Origin of the sequence: Klebsiella sp. ME-303 (genome assembly GCF_007910085.1) — a bacterium.
Lineage (GTDB): Bacteria > Pseudomonadota > Gammaproteobacteria > Enterobacterales > Enterobacteriaceae > Klebsiella > Klebsiella michiganensis.
Genome location: NZ_VOJB01000061.1, coordinates 211,767 through 229,776 on the forward strand (window position 1 = coordinate 211,767; position 18,010 = coordinate 229,776).

General features: G+C 60.0%; 17 protein-coding genes. 12 read left to right on the forward strand and 5 right to left on the reverse strand.

What is annotated here, in order from left to right:
- Window positions 1–28: 28 nt before the first annotated feature.
- From FQK12_RS06500 to mdcH, 9 genes are all read left to right on the forward strand, one after another.
- The gene (locus FQK12_RS06500; RefSeq protein WP_004119683.1) at window positions 29–1,063 is read left to right on the forward strand and encodes an AI-2E family transporter; all 1,035 of its coding nucleotides are present in this window, start codon (window positions 29–31) and stop codon (window positions 1,061–1,063) included.
- A 552-nt stretch (window positions 1,064–1,615) separates the two neighbouring features.
- Window positions 1,616–3,271, forward strand: a complete 1,656-nt coding sequence (gene mdcA / locus FQK12_RS06505; protein WP_014229541.1) for a malonate decarboxylase subunit alpha — start codon at window positions 1,616–1,618, stop codon at window positions 3,269–3,271.
- Complete coding sequence (locus tag FQK12_RS06510) at window positions 3,271–4,113, forward strand: triphosphoribosyl-dephospho-CoA synthase (RefSeq protein ID WP_014229542.1); 843 nt, start codon at window positions 3,271–3,273, stop codon at window positions 4,111–4,113. The genes mdcA and FQK12_RS06510 overlap by 1 nt, the downstream gene beginning before the upstream one ends.
- A gap of 17 nt (window positions 4,114–4,130) precedes the next feature.
- Entirely contained in the window at window positions 4,131–4,430 is a 300-nt protein-coding gene (mdcC, locus tag FQK12_RS06515) for a malonate decarboxylase acyl carrier protein (RefSeq protein WP_004102520.1), read from the forward strand.
- Window positions 4,423–5,256 carry a biotin-independent malonate decarboxylase subunit beta gene (locus FQK12_RS06520; RefSeq protein ID WP_004851300.1) on the forward strand — a complete coding sequence of 278 codons (834 nt, stop codon included), beginning with the start codon at window positions 4,423–4,425 and terminating at the stop codon, window positions 5,254–5,256. The genes mdcC and FQK12_RS06520 overlap by 8 nt, the downstream gene beginning before the upstream one ends.
- Window positions 5,256–6,056 (forward strand): biotin-independent malonate decarboxylase subunit gamma, encoded by an 801-nt coding sequence (gene mdcE / locus FQK12_RS06525; protein WP_014229543.1) that lies wholly within the window; start codon window positions 5,256–5,258, stop codon window positions 6,054–6,056. Before FQK12_RS06520 ends, mdcE begins: the two co-directional genes overlap by 1 nt.
- 129 nt (window positions 6,057–6,185) lie before the next feature.
- Window positions 6,186–7,145, forward strand: coding sequence for an AEC family transporter (locus tag FQK12_RS06530; protein ID WP_004851304.1), 960 nt, complete (start codon window positions 6,186–6,188; stop codon window positions 7,143–7,145).
- A 2-nt stretch (window positions 7,146–7,147) separates the two neighbouring features.
- Entirely contained in the window at window positions 7,148–7,768 is a 621-nt protein-coding gene (locus FQK12_RS06535) for a malonate decarboxylase holo-ACP synthase (protein WP_014229544.1), read from the forward strand.
- Window positions 7,765–8,667 carry a malonate decarboxylase subunit epsilon gene (mdcH, locus tag FQK12_RS06540; RefSeq protein WP_014229545.1) on the forward strand — a complete coding sequence of 301 codons (903 nt, stop codon included), beginning with the start codon at window positions 7,765–7,767 and terminating at the stop codon, window positions 8,665–8,667. Before FQK12_RS06535 ends, mdcH begins: the two co-directional genes overlap by 4 nt.
- Here mdcH and FQK12_RS06545 read toward each other — a convergent pair.
- From FQK12_RS06545 to FQK12_RS06560, 4 genes are all read right to left on the reverse strand, one after another.
- Entirely contained in the window at window positions 8,657–9,583 is a 927-nt protein-coding gene (locus FQK12_RS06545) for a LysR substrate-binding domain-containing protein (RefSeq protein WP_004135593.1), read from the reverse strand. The two genes, mdcH and FQK12_RS06545, sit on opposite strands and share 11 nt — an antisense overlap.
- Window positions 9,584–9,797: 214 nt before the next feature.
- A complete protein-coding gene (gene mqo, locus FQK12_RS06550) occupies window positions 9,798–11,453 on the reverse strand; it encodes a malate dehydrogenase (quinone) (protein WP_014229546.1) in 1,656 nt (551 codons plus the stop codon).
- A gap of 300 nt (window positions 11,454–11,753) precedes the next feature.
- Window positions 11,754–12,659, reverse strand: a complete 906-nt coding sequence (locus FQK12_RS06555; protein WP_014838636.1) for an N-acetylmuramic acid 6-phosphate etherase — start codon at window positions 12,657–12,659, stop codon at window positions 11,754–11,756.
- Window positions 12,660–12,890: 231 nt separating this feature from the next.
- Window positions 12,891–13,631, reverse strand: a complete 741-nt coding sequence (locus FQK12_RS06560) for an SDR family oxidoreductase (RefSeq protein ID WP_014229548.1) — start codon at window positions 13,629–13,631, stop codon at window positions 12,891–12,893.
- A gap of 107 nt (window positions 13,632–13,738) precedes the next feature.
- Here FQK12_RS06560 and FQK12_RS06565 point away from each other — a divergent pair, with 107 nt between their 5' ends.
- The 3 genes from FQK12_RS06565 to dcuR all read left to right on the forward strand — a co-directional run bounded on the left by FQK12_RS06565 (window position 13,739) and on the right by dcuR (window position 17,072).
- Complete coding sequence (locus FQK12_RS06565; protein WP_014229549.1) at window positions 13,739–14,662, forward strand: LysR family transcriptional regulator; 924 nt, start codon at window positions 13,739–13,741, stop codon at window positions 14,660–14,662.
- An 80-nt stretch (window positions 14,663–14,742) separates the two neighbouring features.
- Complete coding sequence (locus FQK12_RS06570; RefSeq protein WP_004851318.1) at window positions 14,743–16,356, forward strand: sensor histidine kinase; 1,614 nt, start codon at window positions 14,743–14,745, stop codon at window positions 16,354–16,356.
- Window positions 16,353–17,072 (forward strand): two-component system response regulator DcuR, encoded by a 720-nt coding sequence (dcuR, locus tag FQK12_RS06575; protein WP_004851320.1) that lies wholly within the window; start codon window positions 16,353–16,355, stop codon window positions 17,070–17,072. The genes FQK12_RS06570 and dcuR overlap by 4 nt, the downstream gene beginning before the upstream one ends.
- Here dcuR and FQK12_RS06580 read toward each other — a convergent pair.
- Window positions 17,053–18,003 (reverse strand): FAD:protein FMN transferase, encoded by a 951-nt coding sequence (locus tag FQK12_RS06580; protein WP_014229550.1) that lies wholly within the window; start codon window positions 18,001–18,003, stop codon window positions 17,053–17,055. The genes dcuR and FQK12_RS06580 overlap by 20 nt on opposite strands.
- Window positions 18,004–18,010 lie beyond the last annotated feature (7 nt).

Genomic DNA, 18,010 nt, shown 5'->3' on the forward strand with positions numbered 1-18,010 from the left:
CCCCATTTTTTCTCTCGCAGGGAGCGGTATGGCCAAACCCATCATCACGCTTAACGGCTTAAAAATAGTCATCATGCTCGGCATGCTGGTTATCATCCTGACAGGCATTCGCTTCGCGGCGGATATTATCGTTCCTTTTGTTCTGGCGATCTTTCTGGCGGTGGTGATAAACCCGCTGGTTCAGCTCATGGTGCGCTGCCGGGTACCGCGGGTGCTGGCTATTTCGCTCCTGGTCGGCGTGATTGTCCTGCTGGCCGTTGTGCTGCTGGCCTCGCTCGGCACGTCGCTTAACGAGCTTGCGCGCACCCTGCCGCAGTACCGTAATTATCTCTATGAACCGATGCAGACCGTTGCGCCCTGGCTACAGCGCTTCGGCTTTACCGTGTCGGTGGTGGAGCTGAATAAGTATATTGACCCCAACGCGGTGATGACGCTGGTGACCGGCCTGCTCACCCAGCTTTCCAACGCGATGTCCTCTATCTTCCTGCTGCTGCTGACGGTGGTCTTTATGCTGCTGGAAGTGCCGCAGCTTCCCGCGAAGCTGCAGCAGCTGATGTCGCGGCCGGTGGAGGGAATGGGCGCGATTCAGCGCGCGCTGGATAGCGTCTCCCACTACCTGGTGTTAAAAACCGCCATCAGCCTGGTGACCGGCCTGGTGGTCTGGGGAATGCTGGTGCTGCTGGACGTCCGCTTTGCTTTTATGTGGGGACTGCTGGCCTTTGCGCTCAACTACATTCCCAACATTGGTTCGGTGCTCGCGGCGATCCCGCCGATCCTGCAGGTGCTGGTGTTTGGCGGTCTGTACGAAGCGCTGGTGGTCCTGGCAGGCTATCTGGTGATTAACCTGGTGTTCGGCAATATTCTTGAACCGCGCATTATGGGCCGCGGGCTGGGGCTGTCGACGCTGGTGGTCTTCCTGTCATTGATCTTCTGGGGCTGGCTGCTGGGCCCGGTGGGTATGCTACTCTCGGTACCGTTGACGATTATCGTCAAAATCGCCCTCGAACAGACGGTGGCCGGGCAAAGTATTGCCTTTCTGCTGAGTGATTTGAGTAAAAACTAACGCCATTGCGCATGCTTCCCCGGAGGCGATGCTGGCGCATCTGTCCGGGCTACCGGCCCGCAGACGACCCTTAACCTGTAGCCCGGGCAGGCGCTTTGCGCCGCCCCCGGGAGCAGAGCGCGGAGCCGATGAACTTCCCCGGAGGCGATGCGGCGCATCTGTCCAGGCTACCGGCCCGCAGACGCCCTTAACTGTAGCCCGGGCAGGCGCTTTGCGCCGCCCCCGGGAGCAGAGCGCGGAGCTGATGAACTTCCCCGGAGGCGATGCGGCGCATCTGTCCAGGCTACCGGCCCGCAGACGCCCTTAACCTGTAGCCCGGCTAAACGCAGTGCGAGCCGGGAAGCCGCGCCAATACCTCAACCCGGTACGTCCCCTGCTCGTAGACCAATCATTCGCAATCATTATTGATCGTCATCACATCTCTGCCCCGTCAATCATTACTCTTACGCTAACGATTCGCCATCGGCCTTAATTGATGCCCGCCACCTCGCGACGCACACTTACTTCCACACCAGGACAATCAAAACGATTCGTCGAATCAGGAGGTTAATAATGAGTGCCGAACAAACGACGGGACGCGTCTGGAACCATCGCCGTACGGAAAAACAGCGGCGACTGACCGAGGCGAAGGTCTCGGGCAAAGTGATCCCCACCGACCAGCTGGTCGCCGTTCTTGAGCAGCTGCTGGCCCCCGGCGACCGGGTGGTGCTGGAAGGTAACAACCAGAAACAGGCTGATTTCCTCTCGCGGATGCTGGCGGAAGTTAACCCACAAAAAATTCACGACCTGCATATGATTATGCCGAGCGTCGGGCGCAGCGAGCACCTGGACCTCTTCGAAAAAGGTATCGCCCACAAGCTTGATTTCTCCTTCTCCGGTACCCAAAGCCTGCGTATTTCGCAGCTGCTGGAAGATGGCCTGCTGGAAATCGGCGCTATCCACACCTACATCGAACTTTACTCTCGCCTGTACGTCGACCTGTCGCCAAACGTCGCGCTGATCGCCGGTTACAAAGCCGACCGCAAGGGCAACCTGTACACCGGGCCGAGCACCGAAGATACCCCGGCGCTGGTGGAAGCCGCCGCGTTCCATGACGGCATCGTTATTGCGCAGGTTAACGAACTGGTCGATGACGAGTGCGATCTGCCGCGCGTGGATATACCCGGTTCGTGGATTGACTTCGTGGTCGTCGCGGATAAACCGTTCTTTATCGAGCCGCTGTTTACCCGCGATCCGCGCCTGATTAAGCAGGAACATATCCTGATGGCGATGATGGCGATTAAAGGCATCTACGCCGAGCATCAGGTGCAATCCCTGAACCACGGGATCGGCTTTAACACCGCCGCCATCGAACTGCTGCTGCCGACCTACGGCGAACAGCTCGGCCTGAAGGGCAAAATCTGTAAACACTGGACGCTGAACCCGCACCCCACCCTTATTCCGGCAATTGAAAGCGGTTGGGTCGAGAGCGTGCACTGCTTCGGCGGCGAGCTGGGAATGGAAGAGTACATTCGCGCGCGTCCGGATATCTTCTTCACCGGCGCCGACGGCTCCATGCGCTCCAACCGCGCGTTCTGCCAGCTGGCGGGACAGTATGCGGTAGATATGTTTATCGGCTCGACCTTACAGGTTGACGGCTACGCCAACTCCTCGACGGTGACCCGCGGCCGCCTCTCCGGCTTCGGCGGCGCGCCGAATATGGGCCACGACCCGCACGGTCGCCGCCACGCTACGCCGGCATGGCTCAACATGATCACCGAACCGGATCCGATGCAGCGCGGTAAAAAGCTGGTCGTTCAGATGGTGGAAACCTTCCAGGCGGGCGTGAAACCGACCTTCGTGGAAAAACTCGACGCCGTTGAGGTCGCCAAAACCTCCGGAATGCCGCTGGCGCCGGTGATGATTTACGGCGATGACGTCACCCACGTGCTGACCGAAGAAGGCATCGCCTATCTCTATCGGGCGGAAAGCCTGGAAGAGCGCCGGGCAATGGTGGCGGCCGTGGCCGGGATCACCGATATCGGGCTCGGCGTTGACGCCAAACGCGTGGCCGCACTGCGCCAAAGCGGCAAAGTCGTCTATCCGGAAGATATCGGTATCCGCCGCAGTGACGCCACCCGCTCTCTGCTCGCCGCCGGCAGCGTAGCCGATCTGGTGGAGTGGTCCGACGGTCTGTACAACCCACCGGCAAAATTCCGGAGCTGGTAATGAAAAAACTCTCCCCCCACGTTGCTGAAACCCGGGCCCGCTGGCTGGCCCAGACCGCCAGCGCCTGCCTGGTTGACGAAGCGCGACTCAGCCCCAAGCCGGGCCTGGTGGATAGCCGCGGCAACGGCGCGCATCAGGACCTGAACCTGGCCCTGATGGAGCGTTCGGCCCACAGCCTGCAGCCGACGTTTCACGCGCTGGCTCAGCAGAGCTGGCGGCGTCCGGCCGACGTTGCCCTGCGGGAAACCGTTGGCCGGCTTGGCCGCGAAGGCGAAGCGCGGATGATGCAGGCGACCGCCGGGGTCAATACCCATCGCGGCGCTATCTGGGCGCTGGGCCTGCTGGTCAGCGCGACGGCGATGCTCGGGGGGGAGGGTCAGGCACAGAGAATTACGGAAACCGCCGCCGCCCTCGCCCGTCTGCCGGACGCCTGCGCGCCAAAGACCTTCAGTAAAGGTCTGCGCGCCAGCCGCCGCTGGCAGGTTCCCGGCGCGCGGGAAGAAGCGCAGCGCGCTTTTCCGCACATCACCACCCTGGCGCTGCCGCAGCTATTGCGCAGCCGGGCCGCGGGGGCCAGCGAGGATCAGGCCCGGCTTGACGCGCTGATGGCGATTATGACCTCGCTTAGCGATACCTGCGTGCTCTCCCGCGCCGGAATGGCGGGCCTTGAGGCGATGCGGCAAGGCGCAGCCGAGGTGCTGGCGGCAGGAGGATGTGCGACAGCCAGGGGGCGCGCCGCGCTGGCGCGTCTCGACGTGCAGATGCTGGCGCAGAACGCCTCGCCGGGTGGCGCGGCGGATCTTCTTGCCGCCACCCTGTTTCTCGACCGGGTTTCCGCTTAACGCATTCAGAGGATGTTATGGAACAGATTAAATTGTCATTCCCTGCCAACCGCGCCCTCAGCGGCAAAGCGCTGGCAGGCGTTGTCGGCTCCGGCGATATGGAAGTGCTCTATACCGCCGGACAGAGCGATACGCTCAACGTCGAAATCACCACCTCCGTGGACAACAGCCAGGCGCGCTGGAACGCGCTGTTCGAACGACTGAGCCTGATTAACGGCCTGCCCGGCGGACAGCTGATCATCCACGATTTCGGCGCCACGCCCGGCGTCGCGCGGATCCGTATTGAACAGGTTTTTGAGGAGGTGGCTCATGCGTAACGATCGCAGCTTTATTGAACTCCGCGCCCGTGAACGCGCCCGCACCCTGCTGGATGACGGCAGCTATCGCGAACTGCTGGATCCCTTTGACGGCATTATGTCCCCGTGGCTCGGCGCGCAGGGCATCGTCCCGCAGTCCGACGACGGTATGGTCGTCGCAAAAGGCACCATTAACGGCCAGCCGGCGGTAGTCATTGCCATCGAAGGTACCTTCCAGGGCGGCAGCATGGGCGAAGTCTCCGGCGCGAAAATGGCCGCCGCCCTTGAGCTGGCGGCGGAAGATAACCGCAACGGCATTCCTACCCAGGCGGTTCTGTGCCTGGAAACCGGCGGCGTGCGCCTGCAGGAAGCCAATCTGGGCCTTGCCGCCATCGCCGATATTCACGCCGCGATTGTCGACCTGCGCCGCTACACCCCGGTAATCGGCATCGTTGCCGGTACCGTCGGCTGCTTCGGCGGGATGTCCATCGCCGCGGCGCTGTGCAGCTACCTGATTGTCACCCGTGAAGCGCGTCTGGGCCTCAACGGACCGCAGGTTATTGAACAGGAAGCGGGGATTGAAGAGTACGACTCCCGCGACCGTCCGTTTATCTGGAGCATGACCGGCGGCGAAATTCGCTACGCCAGCGGTCTGGTGGATGCCCTGGTGGGCGATGGCATCAACGCGGTGAAAAGCGCGATGAACGAAGCCATTGCCAAAGGCGTGCCCGCGCAGCATCGCAGCGACAAATATGAAGATTTCCTGACCCGTTTGACCCATTTCGATACCCGCCAGCAGGCGGATACCGCGCAGATCAAACAGCTATTCGCCCGGGAGGAGAAATAATGAGCCAGTTCACAAATCGCGCCGCGCTGTGGCTAAACCAGCTGGCGCCGAACGCCCCGCTAATGACCGGTCTGTGCCCATCGGTGCAGGTTGCCGACGCCGATTTTAACGGTGAAAGCGCCCGTTTTATCGCCGTGGTGCCGGATGCTAATAACCATTATCCACGCGCCGCTCAGGGTGAAGTCGGCCTGCTCGAAGGCTGGACGCTGGCCAAAGTGGTCAACGAAACCATCGACGCCGATGCCGATAACGCGGTGAAGCGCCCGATTATCGCGGTTATCGATGTCCCCAGCCAGGCCTATGGCCGTCGCGAAGAAGCGTTCGGTATTCATCAGGCGCTGGCGGGCGCCGCGGGCGCCTACGCGAAGGCGCGGCTTGCCGGACATCCGGTGATTGGTCTGATCGTCGGCAAAGCGATGTCCGGGGCGTTTCTCGCCCACGGCTACCAGGCCAATCGACTGATCGCGTTTAACGACGCCGGCGTGCTGGTGCACGCGATGGGCAAAGCGTCCGCCGCGCGTATCACGCTACGTACCGTTGAGGCGCTGGAGAAACTGGCGGCAACCATTCCGCCGATGGCCTATGACGTCAGCAACTACGCAACGCTCGGCCTGCTCTCCGCCCTGCTGGATATCAGCAATCCTGACGCGCCGGACGCCCGCGATCTGACGCTGGTCACCGACACCCTGCGCGACGCCATCGCTGACGCCCGCCGGGATGTCTCGCTGAAGTGCCGCCTTGGCGCGGAGAATCGCCGTAGTTCCCAACAGGTGCGCGATCGCATGCGCGCCAGCTGGTAGTCAGTCCCTAAGTAGAAGAAAACCTGCCGGAAGCGGCCGCCCGGGGCGCCATCGCGCGCCCCGGAAATAAACCGCTTTTAGAAATTATAACAATCGCGCCAGTACTCTATTTTCATTTACAGGTGATTTATGACTTATGTGATTATTCATGCCCTCGCGCCGATTTTTGTCATCATGCTGCTGGGCTTCTGGGCCGGCAAGGCCAAAATGGTCGATAACAAAAACGTCTCTTTACTCAACATCTTCGTGATGGACTTCGCCCTGCCCGCCACGCTGTTCAGCGCCACGGTGCAAACGCCGTGGAGCGGTATTGTCGCGCAATCGCCGCTGGTGCTGGTGCTGACCGGGGCGATGTGGATTACCTATGCGGCCATCTACTTCCTCGCGACCCGCGTCTTCAAGCGCTCGCCGCAGGATGCCGCCGTGCTGACCCTGACCGTCGCGCTGCCTAACTACGCCGCGCTTGGCCTGCCGATTCTGGGCAGCGTGCTCGGCGAAGGCGCCTCCACCTCCCTCTCCGTCGCCGTTTCCATCGCCTGCGGATCGGTACTGATGACGCCGTTCTGCCTGCTGATTCTGGAACGTGAAAAAGCGCTCGCCGCCGGAGAGAACAGCGGCTCGACGCTGGCAATGCTGCCGGTTCTGATGTGGCGTTCGGTGAAAAAACCAATTGTCTGGGGTCCGCTGCTGGGGGTCGTGCTTTCGGCCATCGGTATCAAAATGCCGGATCTGCTGCTGGCCTCTATCAAACCGCTGGGCCTGGCGGCGACCGCCGCCGCGCTGTTCCTGACCGGGGTGATTCTGTCGGCGCGTAAGCTGCAGCTCAATGCGCTGATTGCCACTTCCACTATTGTCAAACTGCTGGTGCAGCCGTTTATCGCCTGGGGTCTGGTGATGCTGCTGGGGCTGCACGGCTCTATCGCCATTACCGCCATTCTGATGATTGCGCTGGCGGCCGGTTTCTTTGGCGTGGTCTTCGGCAACCGCTTTGGCGTGCAGTCGCCGGATGCGGAAGCGGTGCTGCTGTTAAGCTCGGTTCTGTGTATTCTGTCGCTGCCGCTGTTTATCACCTTAACGTCAGGAATCTAACGATGTCATCAACGCCGCGTCCTCATGATTTAGTCTGGTTGAATAATGCCGCCGCGCTGGAGGCGATTGAGGAGTCCTGGGTCGCACAGTACTGGCGTATTAGCCTGCCGGTGGTGGTACGACGCGACGTTGATGCTAACGCCCGCATTCCGGTGGGCGTACGGGGTATGAAGCGCGAGCAGCGGGCCGCAGGCTGGGTACAGAGGGAAAATATCGTCCGTACCGTCAGCCCGGAAACCCTCGCCGATCGCCAACAGCTCCTGCGCTCGCCGTTTGTCTCCCAGCCGCCGGTACAGGCGGCGATATCACTGACCTTACACCCCTGGCCGTGGCGCTGGGGCATTACCGGCAGCACCGGCTACGCGCTGGCCACCGAGATTCCGGTGCTTCACGCCGCCAGCGATCTCGATCTGCTGATCCGCGCGCCGCAGCCGATCGCTCGCGAAACGCTGCTCGCCTGGCAGTCCCGCGTCGCGCAGCTGCCCTGCCGGGCGGATACCCAGGTCGAAACGCCCGCAGGGGCTTTCGCGCTAAATGAGTGGCTGCGCGATGGCCGCGCCCTGCTGAAAACGTCCCGCGGCGCGCGCCTGACCGCTGCGCCGTGGAACAGGGAGGAAGCATGAAAATTATCTTTACCTTTCCCGGTCAGGGAAACCAGCGGCCGGATATGCTCGCCGCGCTTCCCGACCGCCAGAATATCCTCGCTGAAGCGCGAACCGTGCTTGGCGATGAAGTAGACCATTTAGATACCGCCGCCGCGTTAAAACATACCCGTGCGGTGCAGCTGTGCCTGCTGATCGCAGGCACAGCCTGGGCGCGGGAGCTGCAGCGTCAGGGAGTAAATCCGGACATGGTCAGCGGCCTGTCGATAGGGGCTTTCCCGGCGGCGGTGATGGCCGGCGCGCTGGATTTCACCGACGCCCTGCGGCTGGTGGCGCTGCGCGGCGATTTAATGGAGCAGGCTTATCCTCACGGCTACGGGCTGACGGCGATTATGGGCCTGACGCTCGACCGCGTGGAAAAGCTGATTGCCGACAGCAACCTCTATATTGCCAACCTGAACGCGGAAACGCAGATTGTCATTGCCGGACGCGACGACGAGATGGCCCGCGTAGCCCGGCTGGCGCTGGCGGCTGGCGCCGGTAAAGCACAGCGGCTGGAGGTCAGCGTACCTTCCCACTGCGCGCTGCTGGATGAACCGGCGGCTAAGCTGGCAAAGGCATTCACTGACGTCACGCTGCAGCGCCCGCGCTGCGCCTATCTGAGCGGCTCCACGGCGCGCGTTTTATGGGACCCGTTAAGCATTGCCGACGATTTAGCGCGGAATATGGCGCGAACCGTGCGCTGGCAGGAAGCGATGATCGCCGCTGATGAACGGGACGCGCGGCTGGCGATCGAGATGCCGCCCGGCGGCGTACTGACCTGTCTCACCCGCCAGGCGGGCTGGCAGGGGGAGTGTATTGCGCTGGAGCGCAGCGGTATCGACGTTGCCCGTCACCTGGCGAACCGGCTTAACGGCTGAGGCTGCGGGCGTACATCCGCCCTTCTGCCGCCAGCGCCAGCAGGTCGGCGTCGCGCTCACGATGGTGTGAGTAGACAATGGAGATCAGCTGGCGCATCTGATACGGCTCCGCCAGCTTCAGCAGCTGTACGTCGTTTTCATACACCTTTTTCATTCGTCCCGGCAGCAGCGCAAAGCCTACGCCCGCCTGCACCAGGCTAATCATCGAAAAGATATCGTTAACCCGGGTGACGATTTCAGGCTCGAATCCGGCCACCTGGAAGGCGTCCTGAAATCCGGCATAGGTGGCAAACCCTTCCGCCAGCGAAACAAACTTGCGCCTGGCGTAATCGCGCAGCTCGGCGGGAGCGGTGGTATCCAGCTGTTCCGTCGCCGGGGCGGCGAGGAAGATATCGTCCTCAAACAGCGGGACCACATCAAAAGCCGAATTATTAAATTCACCTTCGTTGGTGGCGATCAGGATCGCATCAAGCGCGTCATCTTCCAGCATATCCAGCAGCATCTGATTGGAGCCCATGGTGAGATCCAGCTCCAGCTCCGGCCGACGCAGCTTCATGCCCATAATAATGCGCGGCACGGTTTCAAGGGTCAGGGAGTAAAGCGTGCCGATGCGCAGCCGGCCCTGCCCGACGCCGGCTACTTTACGCGTCGCTTCCAGGCCGCGGGTCATCAGGCTCATGACGTCCTGGCAGTACTCCAGCAGCGTCCACGCCGCCGGGAGCGGCAGCAGGTTGCGCCCTTTATGAATAAACAGCGGGCAGCCGACGCCCTCTTCCAGCGTATGCAGCGCCCGGTGGACGCTGACGCCGCTCAGCTGCATGGCCTCAGCGGTTCTGGCGATGTTCCCTTTCGCCATAAACATCATAAATACCGACAGCTTGCGGAAAGTGATGTCCTGATTAATGTCGTCTTTCATTGCCCTGGGCTCCGCGTTTCGGTCTTCATTAGCATTTTGTTTCGTGATTTCAAGACAGTATAACCACAATTAATGAATGAAGGATTAGCCGGAAGGGGGATATCAGCGCGAGGGAGAGATTAGAGCAATGTCACGTTTTCGCCGGGGCAGCGAAGAGAGGCCAGTAGGCCCGGTGAGGCGTCAGCCGCCACCGGGCAATGTCAACGACGTGGGCTTACAGCGCCATATCGTGCTGCGGCGACGTTTCCGCCTTCGGCTCCGCCGGTTTGGCGGTCATCACCGGCGCGGAGGCGTTCATCTCAATCACCGGCGGTTTGGTCAACTGCAGCGCCGCCGCGGTATCATCCCAAACCTGCTGGGTCAGCGCGACGTTACCGTTCAGCTTCTGGCCGTAGCTCGGGACGATATCGTGAATACGGCGCTGCCATTCCGCTGAATGAAACTGCTCAGGGAACATCTGCTTAAGAACGTTCAGGGTAATCGGCGCGGCGGTAGAAGCCCCCGGCGAAGCGCCCAGCAGCGCGGAGAGGGTTTTCTGCTGGTCAACCACCACTTCGGTACCCAGCTTCAGTATGCCGCCCTTCTCTGCATCTTTTTTGATGATCTGCACGCGCTGACCGGCCTGGATCAGCTTCCAGTCCTCTTTACGCGCGCCAGGGTAATACTCTTTCAGCGCCGCAAAACGGTCGTCGTCGCTCAGCATCACCTGGCTGATGAGGTATTTCACCAGATCGAAGTTGTCCAGACCTACGTGGGTCATCGGCAGGACGTTATCGGTGGTGGTGGTGCTCAGCAGGTCGAAGAACGAACCGTTTTTCAGGAATTTCGTCGAGAAGGTGGCGAATGGCCCAAACAGCACCACGCGCTTGCCGTCGAGGAAACGGGCATCAAGATGCGGGACCGACATCGGCGGTGCGCCTACAGAGGCCTGACCGTAAACTTTTTGCTGGTGCGCATTGGTCACCGCCGGGTTTTCGGTCATCAGGAAAGAGCCGCCTACCGGGAAACCCGCATAGTTATCCGCTTCCGGAATACCGGTTTTTTGCAGTAATTTCAGCGCGCCGCCGCCGGCGCCGATAAATACGTATTTCGCATCGATCGCCTGCTCTTCACCGCTATTAACGTTTTTAATCGTCACGTGCCAGGAATTATCGGCATTGCGTTTAAAATCGGTGACTTCAGAAGAGGTCTGCAGCGTGAAGTTATTATTTTTCTTCAGGCTACCGATCAGCTGGCGGGTTATTTCCCCATAGTTAACGTCGGTACCCACCGGAGTCCAGGTTGCCGCAACGCGCTGCTGCGGATCGCGCCCTTCCATCACCAGCGGCGCCCACTGTTTTATTTGCGCGTGATCGGTAGAGAATTTCATCCCCTGGAATAAGGTCGTTTGCTGCAGCGCGGCGTAGCGTTTTTGCAGATAATCAACGTTATCTCCCCAGACGAAACTCATGTGCGGCGTGGAGTTAATAAAAGAGTGCGGATCGTGCAAAATGCCGCGTTTGACCTGCGCCGTCCAGAACTGGCGGGAGATCATAAACTGTTCGTTAATATCCAGCGCTTTGCTGACGTCGATGGTGCCGTCCGGGCGTTCCGGCGTATAGTTCAGCTCCATATTCGCGGAGTGCCCGGTACCGGCGTTGTTCCAGCCGTTAGAGGACTCCAGCGCGACGCCATCCAGCTTCTCAACCATCACCTGTTTCCAGTCCGGCTGTAATTCCTGCAGCCAGGTCCCCAGCGACGCGCTCATAATACCGCCGCCAATCAGCAGGAAATCGGTTTTTTTCGAGGTATCGTCATTTGCGAAGGTCGCCGAGCTGACGAACATCGCTAATGCGGTCATAGATATAATCGTATTTTTAATTGCAGGCATAATAGAAATATCACATAGCACAAGTGTAATAAGAGCGTGCATATTAACGCACTTTTACTTTATTTTAAAATATCATTTACACATCCGCACACATAGCTAATTATTGTTAACCTGGTTTTTTAACTTAAAAAAGTAAAAGCCTCGCCAGCAGCAATAAATACGCCTTGCGATGGCCATTTTCAAACGGGGAATTAAACCCGGGTAAGCGGATGAAGAGTATGGAATAACGATGCTGTTGATGACCAGATTATTTTGCGTTATCCGGCGCGTATTGTGGAAATACGCGCCGTCGGGTTAAGTTCAGGCAACCGTCTGCGCCGCGCGTAGCGCAATCCGCAGATGATCGTTATGCTCTGCCAGCAGCTCGCGCGCCTGCCAGGCATCGAGCCCGCTGAGGAGCATGAGTATTGCCGTCCGGCAGTGCTGATTGCAGCTGGCCAGCGCGGCTTTGGCCTCGCTGCGCGAGCCCCCCGTCGCCGCCATCACGATCGCTATCTGCCGCTCGGCCTCGTGCGGCGTATTGGCCTGCAGATCGACGCGCAGGTTTTCATAAACCCGTCCTTCGCGAATCGCCAGCCCGGTGGTCAGCATCGTCAGGATCTGCCGCTGCGCGATGCGCGCTTTCGGATTCCCGAAACCCGCCACCGCTTCTGGCCCGGTTTGCGGGGCGATAATGATATCCGCCAGCTGCGCGGCTTCACTGGCGGGCTGCTGCGTCACAACCGCAATCGGCGCCCCCAGCGACCAGGCGTGGCGCATCGCGCCCCAGACCCACGGCGTTTTGCCGCTAACCGTCAGCGCCAGCAGCATATCCTGGTTGCTGAATCGCAGAGCCTCAAGTTCGAAAGCCCCAAGATCGTAATGACTCGCGGCGGTTTCCATCTCCTGCCGCGCGGCGGTCGCTCCTCCGGCGATAAGGGCGACCAGCGAATGTTTTCCCTCCGGGGTAAATTCATTCACCGCCTGTGCGGCGGCTTGACCCGATGCCCCGGCCCCCACAATCACCAGCCGCCCTCCTCGGCTGAGCGTCGCCGTCGCGTTATCCATCAGGCGCGCGATCGCCGGCAAACAGGCCTCAACGGCATCGGCAATCCGCTTATCATCCTTATGCAGCAGCGTCAGCATATCGAGGGTGGCAAGACTATCAATATGGGTGGTTTCAGGGTGGCGTCGTTCCATCATTGAAGCGGTTGGCTTACTGCTCATAAAAACCTCCATTTAAACGCGAAAGAACCTTCCGGGACGAAAGCGCAGGCCTGAGGCAAACCCTTTCATTGACCATGGCTATTAATGGCAGTGTAAGGCTTAAGCGACGCGCTTTACCGCCACCGGAGTCACAGTTTTCATCCCCCTGAAGCCATTCAGCTGCCGATTGGTCGTTATCCAACCAGCGGCGCGTTCGGCGCGCCGAGGTTGCGAGGCGAGGCCAATGCGCTATTAGCGCAACGTCAGCCCGCCATCCACGACATACTGGCTACCGCTCACGAAGGACGCCGCGTCGGAAAGCAGAAACAGCGCCACATCAGCCGCTTCAGCCGCCGTCCCCTGGCGGTGAAGCGCCAGGCGGCTCACCACCGAGGCTTCAAATTCGCGGCGCACCTCGTCGCGCATAAAATGGCGAAATGGGGTGTCAATCGGGCCGGGAATCAGCGCGTTAACGCGAATATTTCGTTCCCCTAACGCCGAGGCCCAGCAGCGGGTTAACGAAATCAGCGCGCCTTTAGTCGCCGAATAGAGGCTTGCCGCCGCGGCCCCTTCATAAGCGGAAGTGGACGCCGTCACCACCACCGAGGCTCCCGCATTAAGCTTTCCGGCGAGCGCCGCCATCTGGAGAACCGGCCCGCGCACGTTGGTCGCCATCATGCGATCAAAGGCCGCGGCATCCACCTGCGACAGCTCCCCAACCGCTGCGTATCCGGCGTTGAGCCAGAGGCCATCAAGTCCGCCGGATGAATCGATCGCCTCGGCCAGCGCCGCGCCGGTCAGCGGATCGCTGGCATTATTGTCAATGACCCGCGCCCGATCCGAGAGCTGCCGGCGAAGAGACGCCAGCCGTCCGGGATCGCGCCCGGTGGCGATCACCCAACCGCCTTCGCTATCGATGCGCTTTGCCCCGGCAAGCCCGATTCCGCTTGTCGCACCGGTGATAAGAACTCTTTTTGCGCTAAATCTCGCCATGGTCATTGCCCCTCTCTGCGTAATCACATTTATCAGGATGGTAACCAGCGAAGAACTGTTTGATAATACCAGTATTATAAATAAGACTGTTTGGGGTAATAGCCATAATGCGCGGAAGTGATTTTGCGGAATTAAGAGCCTTCGCGATGGTCGTTGAGCAAGGCAGTTTTACCCGGGCGGCGGCGCATCTCGGCGTCACGACCTCCACCTTAAGCGCAACCATCCGGCGTCTCGAGGAGCGCATCGGCGTACGTTTATTACACCGGACAACGCGCAGCGTCGCGCCGAGCGAGGCCGGCAAGCGCATGATGCAGCGGCTGGCTCCTGCGCTGGCGGCGCTGGAAGACGCGGTTACCGATGCCCGGACGGCCAGCGCGCCCGCGGGCCGCCTGCGCCTCAATGTGTCGCGCATCGCCGCGATTCATTATCTGGCGCCGCTGCTGGGCGGATTTATGCAACGCTATCCCAACATTGAGCTGGATATTGTTACCGACGATGCTTTAGTCGATATCGTTTCTTCCGGTTTTGACGCCGGAATTCGTCTCGGTGAAAAGCTCCATCAGGATATGGTTGCCGTCAGGCTGAGCGGCGACCTTGAAATGAAAGTCGTCGCCTCGCCGCACTATCTGGCGCAAGCGCCGCAGCCGCGAAAGCCGCAGGATTTGCTGCAGCACCCCTGTCTGACTTATCGCAGGCCCAGCGACGGCAGCGTTTATCGTTGGGAGTTTCAGCGCGACGGCGAACGCTACGAGATTGCGGTCAAAGGGCCGATCGTCGTCGATGAACCGGCCATGCTGACGCCGTTAGCCCTCAAGGGCACCGGTATCGCCTATCAGTTTGCCCATCAGGTCGATCCCTGGCTGGAGACAGGCCAGCTAGTCCAGCTATTGAAAGAGTGGACCCCGGCTTTTCCCGGGTTTTACGTTTACTACCCCAGCCGTAAGCAGATGGCATCGCCTCTGCGGGCGTTTATTGACTATCTGCTGACCGTCGGCGGCAAATCGCGTCCGCCAGAATTGCCGTCTGGCTGATTTTGCTTTTATTACGCGGCTTTATGTAAACCGCGCATTCAGCGATAATACGCCTCTATCCGTTTTCTCCTGGGGTCGGTATGAATGAATTCGCGCAGCAGCCCGCGCGTAAACGCGCAATGAGCATGAAGCTGAGCACCGCCGTGACCTTAATGATCGGCAGCGTCATCGGTTCAGTACTGATTCTGGTCTATGCCCTGTGGTTTATGCAGATTAGCGGCGCCACCCGCGACGGCGTAAAAGATACGGCGCTGGCGGTGGCGCGGACGCTGGCCGATACCCCGGAAGTCAAGCGCGGCCTGACGCTGCCGCCGGACAGCGGCATTATTCAGCCGCTAGCGCTGGCCGTCACCCGGCGCAATGGCCTGCTGTTTGCCGTCGTCACCAATATGGACGGCATTCGCTACTCGCATCCCAATAGCCAGATTATCGGCAAACCTTTTATCGGCGATGACATCCGGCCCACGCTGGCGGGCAAAGAGAACGTTGCCGTTAACCACGGCGTGCTGGCTCCGGCGCTGCGCGTCTTCACCCCGGTGTTTGACGATAGCCGCCGGCAAATCGGCGTGGTGGCGATTGGCATTTCGCTGAGCAAAGTCGATACGCAGATCGCCGCCAGCCGCTGGGATGTGATTCTGACCGTGCTGTTCAGCGCGCTCGTGTGCGCCGTCGGTACATGGAGTCTGGTTCGCGGCCTGAAGCGCGTCCTGCTGGGCCTTGAGCCGCAGGAGATCTCAACGCAGTTCCAGCAGCGCCAGGCGATGCTGCACTCATTAAAAGAGGGCGTCGTGGCGGTGGATACGGACGGCAAGGTGACGCTGATTAACCCCGCCGCGCGCGACATTCTGTTTAACGGCCCCGGGAACGATATCGCGCAAACGCCGCTGCTGGCGGATTTGCAGGAAGTGCTGCAAACCGGCGAGCCGATTTACGATCGGGAGCTGGGCTGTAACGGTCTGCTGCTGATCAGCAACACGGTCCCCGTCCGCGACGAGGATGACGTGGTCGGCGCCATCAGCACCTTCCGTGACAAAACCGAAGTCAGCCAGCTGCTGCAGCGGCTTGACGGGATGGTGAACTATGTGGACGCCCTGCGTACCACATCCCATGAATTTATGAATAAGCTGCACGTGATCCTCGGCCTGTTGAATATGAAAAGCTACGATAAGCTGGAAGAGTACGTGCTGCAGACCGCCCACACCTATCAGGCGGATATCGGCGAAATCCAGCACCGGATTAAATCACCGGTAGTGGCAGGCTTTTTGATCGGTAAAATTCAGCGCGCTAAGGAGCGGGGTTTTACCCTCACTCTCGCCGAAGAGAGCCTGGTGCCGGACTGCCCGAATGAAAAACAGGTCACCGTACTGGTTACGGTGCTGGGTAATTTAATCGAAAACGCGCTGGATGCTATGAGCGGCCAGGCCGAAGGCGAAGTCGGCCTGCTGCTGCATTACCAGAACGGCTGGTTAAGCGGCGAAGTCAGCGATGATGGTCCCGGTATCCCGGAAGCGTTTATCGATGATATTTTTAATAAAGGCTTCTCCACCAAAGGCGAAAACCGCGGCGTCGGGCTGTTTCTCGCCAGCCAGCAGCTTCGCGAACTGGGCGGATCGCTGGCCGTGGAATCCGAACCCGGCGTATTTACTCAATTTTTTGTTCATCTCCCGTGGGACAGTAAAAGGAAAAGTGCGTGATAAATGTATTAATTGTTGACGATGATGCCATGGTTGCCGAACTGAACCGCCTGTACGTGGGACGGGTCAGCGGCTTCCGCTGCAGCGGCACGGCGTCTACGTTGAGTAAAGCCAGGGAGATGATTAACGACAAGGATCTGGAGATAGACCTGGTGCTGCTGGATGTCTATATGCAGCAGGATAGCGGTCTGGATCTGCTGCCCGCCATTCGCGCGTCCGGACGGGCCATCGACGTGATTATGATTACTTCCGCCGCGGATGCCGCGACGGTTCAGGCCTCGATGCGCTACGGCGTGGTGGACTATCTGATCAAACCCTTCCAGTTTCCACGGTTTGAAGAGGCGCTCACCGCCTGGCGCGAAAAGCGTAAGCTGATGACCGGTCAACCCTATTATGAACAAGCGGATGTCGACCGGCTGCTGCACGGCGGCGTACCGGAAGCCGCTGACGCCCGCAAGTTGCCGAAAGGCCTGACGCCCCAGACGCTGCGCACCCTCTGTCAGTGGATTGATGCCCATCCGGACGTGGAGTTCTCCACCGACGAGCTGGCGGCAGCGGTAAATATATCCCGGGTTTCGTGCCGCAAATACCTGATTTGGCTGGCGCAAATTAATATTTTGTACACCAGTATCCACTACGGCGCCACGGGACGTCCGGTGTACCGCTACCACCTGATAGCGGAGCAGTACGGCCTGCTTAAGCAGTACAGCCAGTAAGCCGGTAACCGTCATCCAGCAGCTGAAAGCGGAAACGACGCTGTGAAGAGAGGATAACGTCGCGATTTTTAGTGACGAAAATCGCTTCGATATCCTCGCGCTGGCGCAGCGCCGCGCAGCCTTTCTCTACGCCAAGACCGTAGATCAGGGTGGTCCAGATATCGCCGTCCAGCGAGTCGGCGGAAATAATCGTTACGCTCTCCAGCTCGTTATCCAGCGGGTAGCCGCTACGCGGGTCGAGAATATGGTGCCAGCGTTTGCCGTCCTGCTCGAAGTAGCGTTCGTAAATGCCCGAAGTCACCACCGATTGCCCCGCCACCGCAATGCTGCCAATCAGCGCATCCGCCGCTGAGTACGGTTTTTTCAGCCCGATAGACCATTCGCCCAGGGTATGGACATTGCCGCCGAGATTAATCAGCGCGGCGTTCACGCCCTGCTGCCGCAAATAGTCGCGCACCCGGTCGGCGATATAGCCTTTCGCGATGGCCCCAAGATCGATCTCCATTCCCGTCCGCGCAAGGTAGACGCTGCTGGCGGCGTCGTCGAGGATCACATCCTGCGCACGCGTTAACGTCAGGCGAGCGGCAATATCCTGCGGGGCGGGCACGCTCTGGCCCTGAAAACCAACGCGCCACAGCTTCACCAGCGGGCCGATCGCCAGGTTAAACGCGCTGTCCCGCACCATGCTGGCGGATTTGGCGCATTTAATCAGCGCATACACCGGGCGGCTCACCGTCACCGGATGTCGCCCGGCGGCATGGTTGATATCCATCACCTGGGAGTGCGCGCGGTTAACGGTGAAAAGATCTTCATAGCCTTTAATCAGCTGAAAGACGCGGGAGGCGAGCGGTTCATCGTGAACGTAGAGCTTGAGGAGAATGGGCGAACCCATCAGTACAGCGGAGTAGCTGTAGACGCGGTTGTCGGACATATCGCAC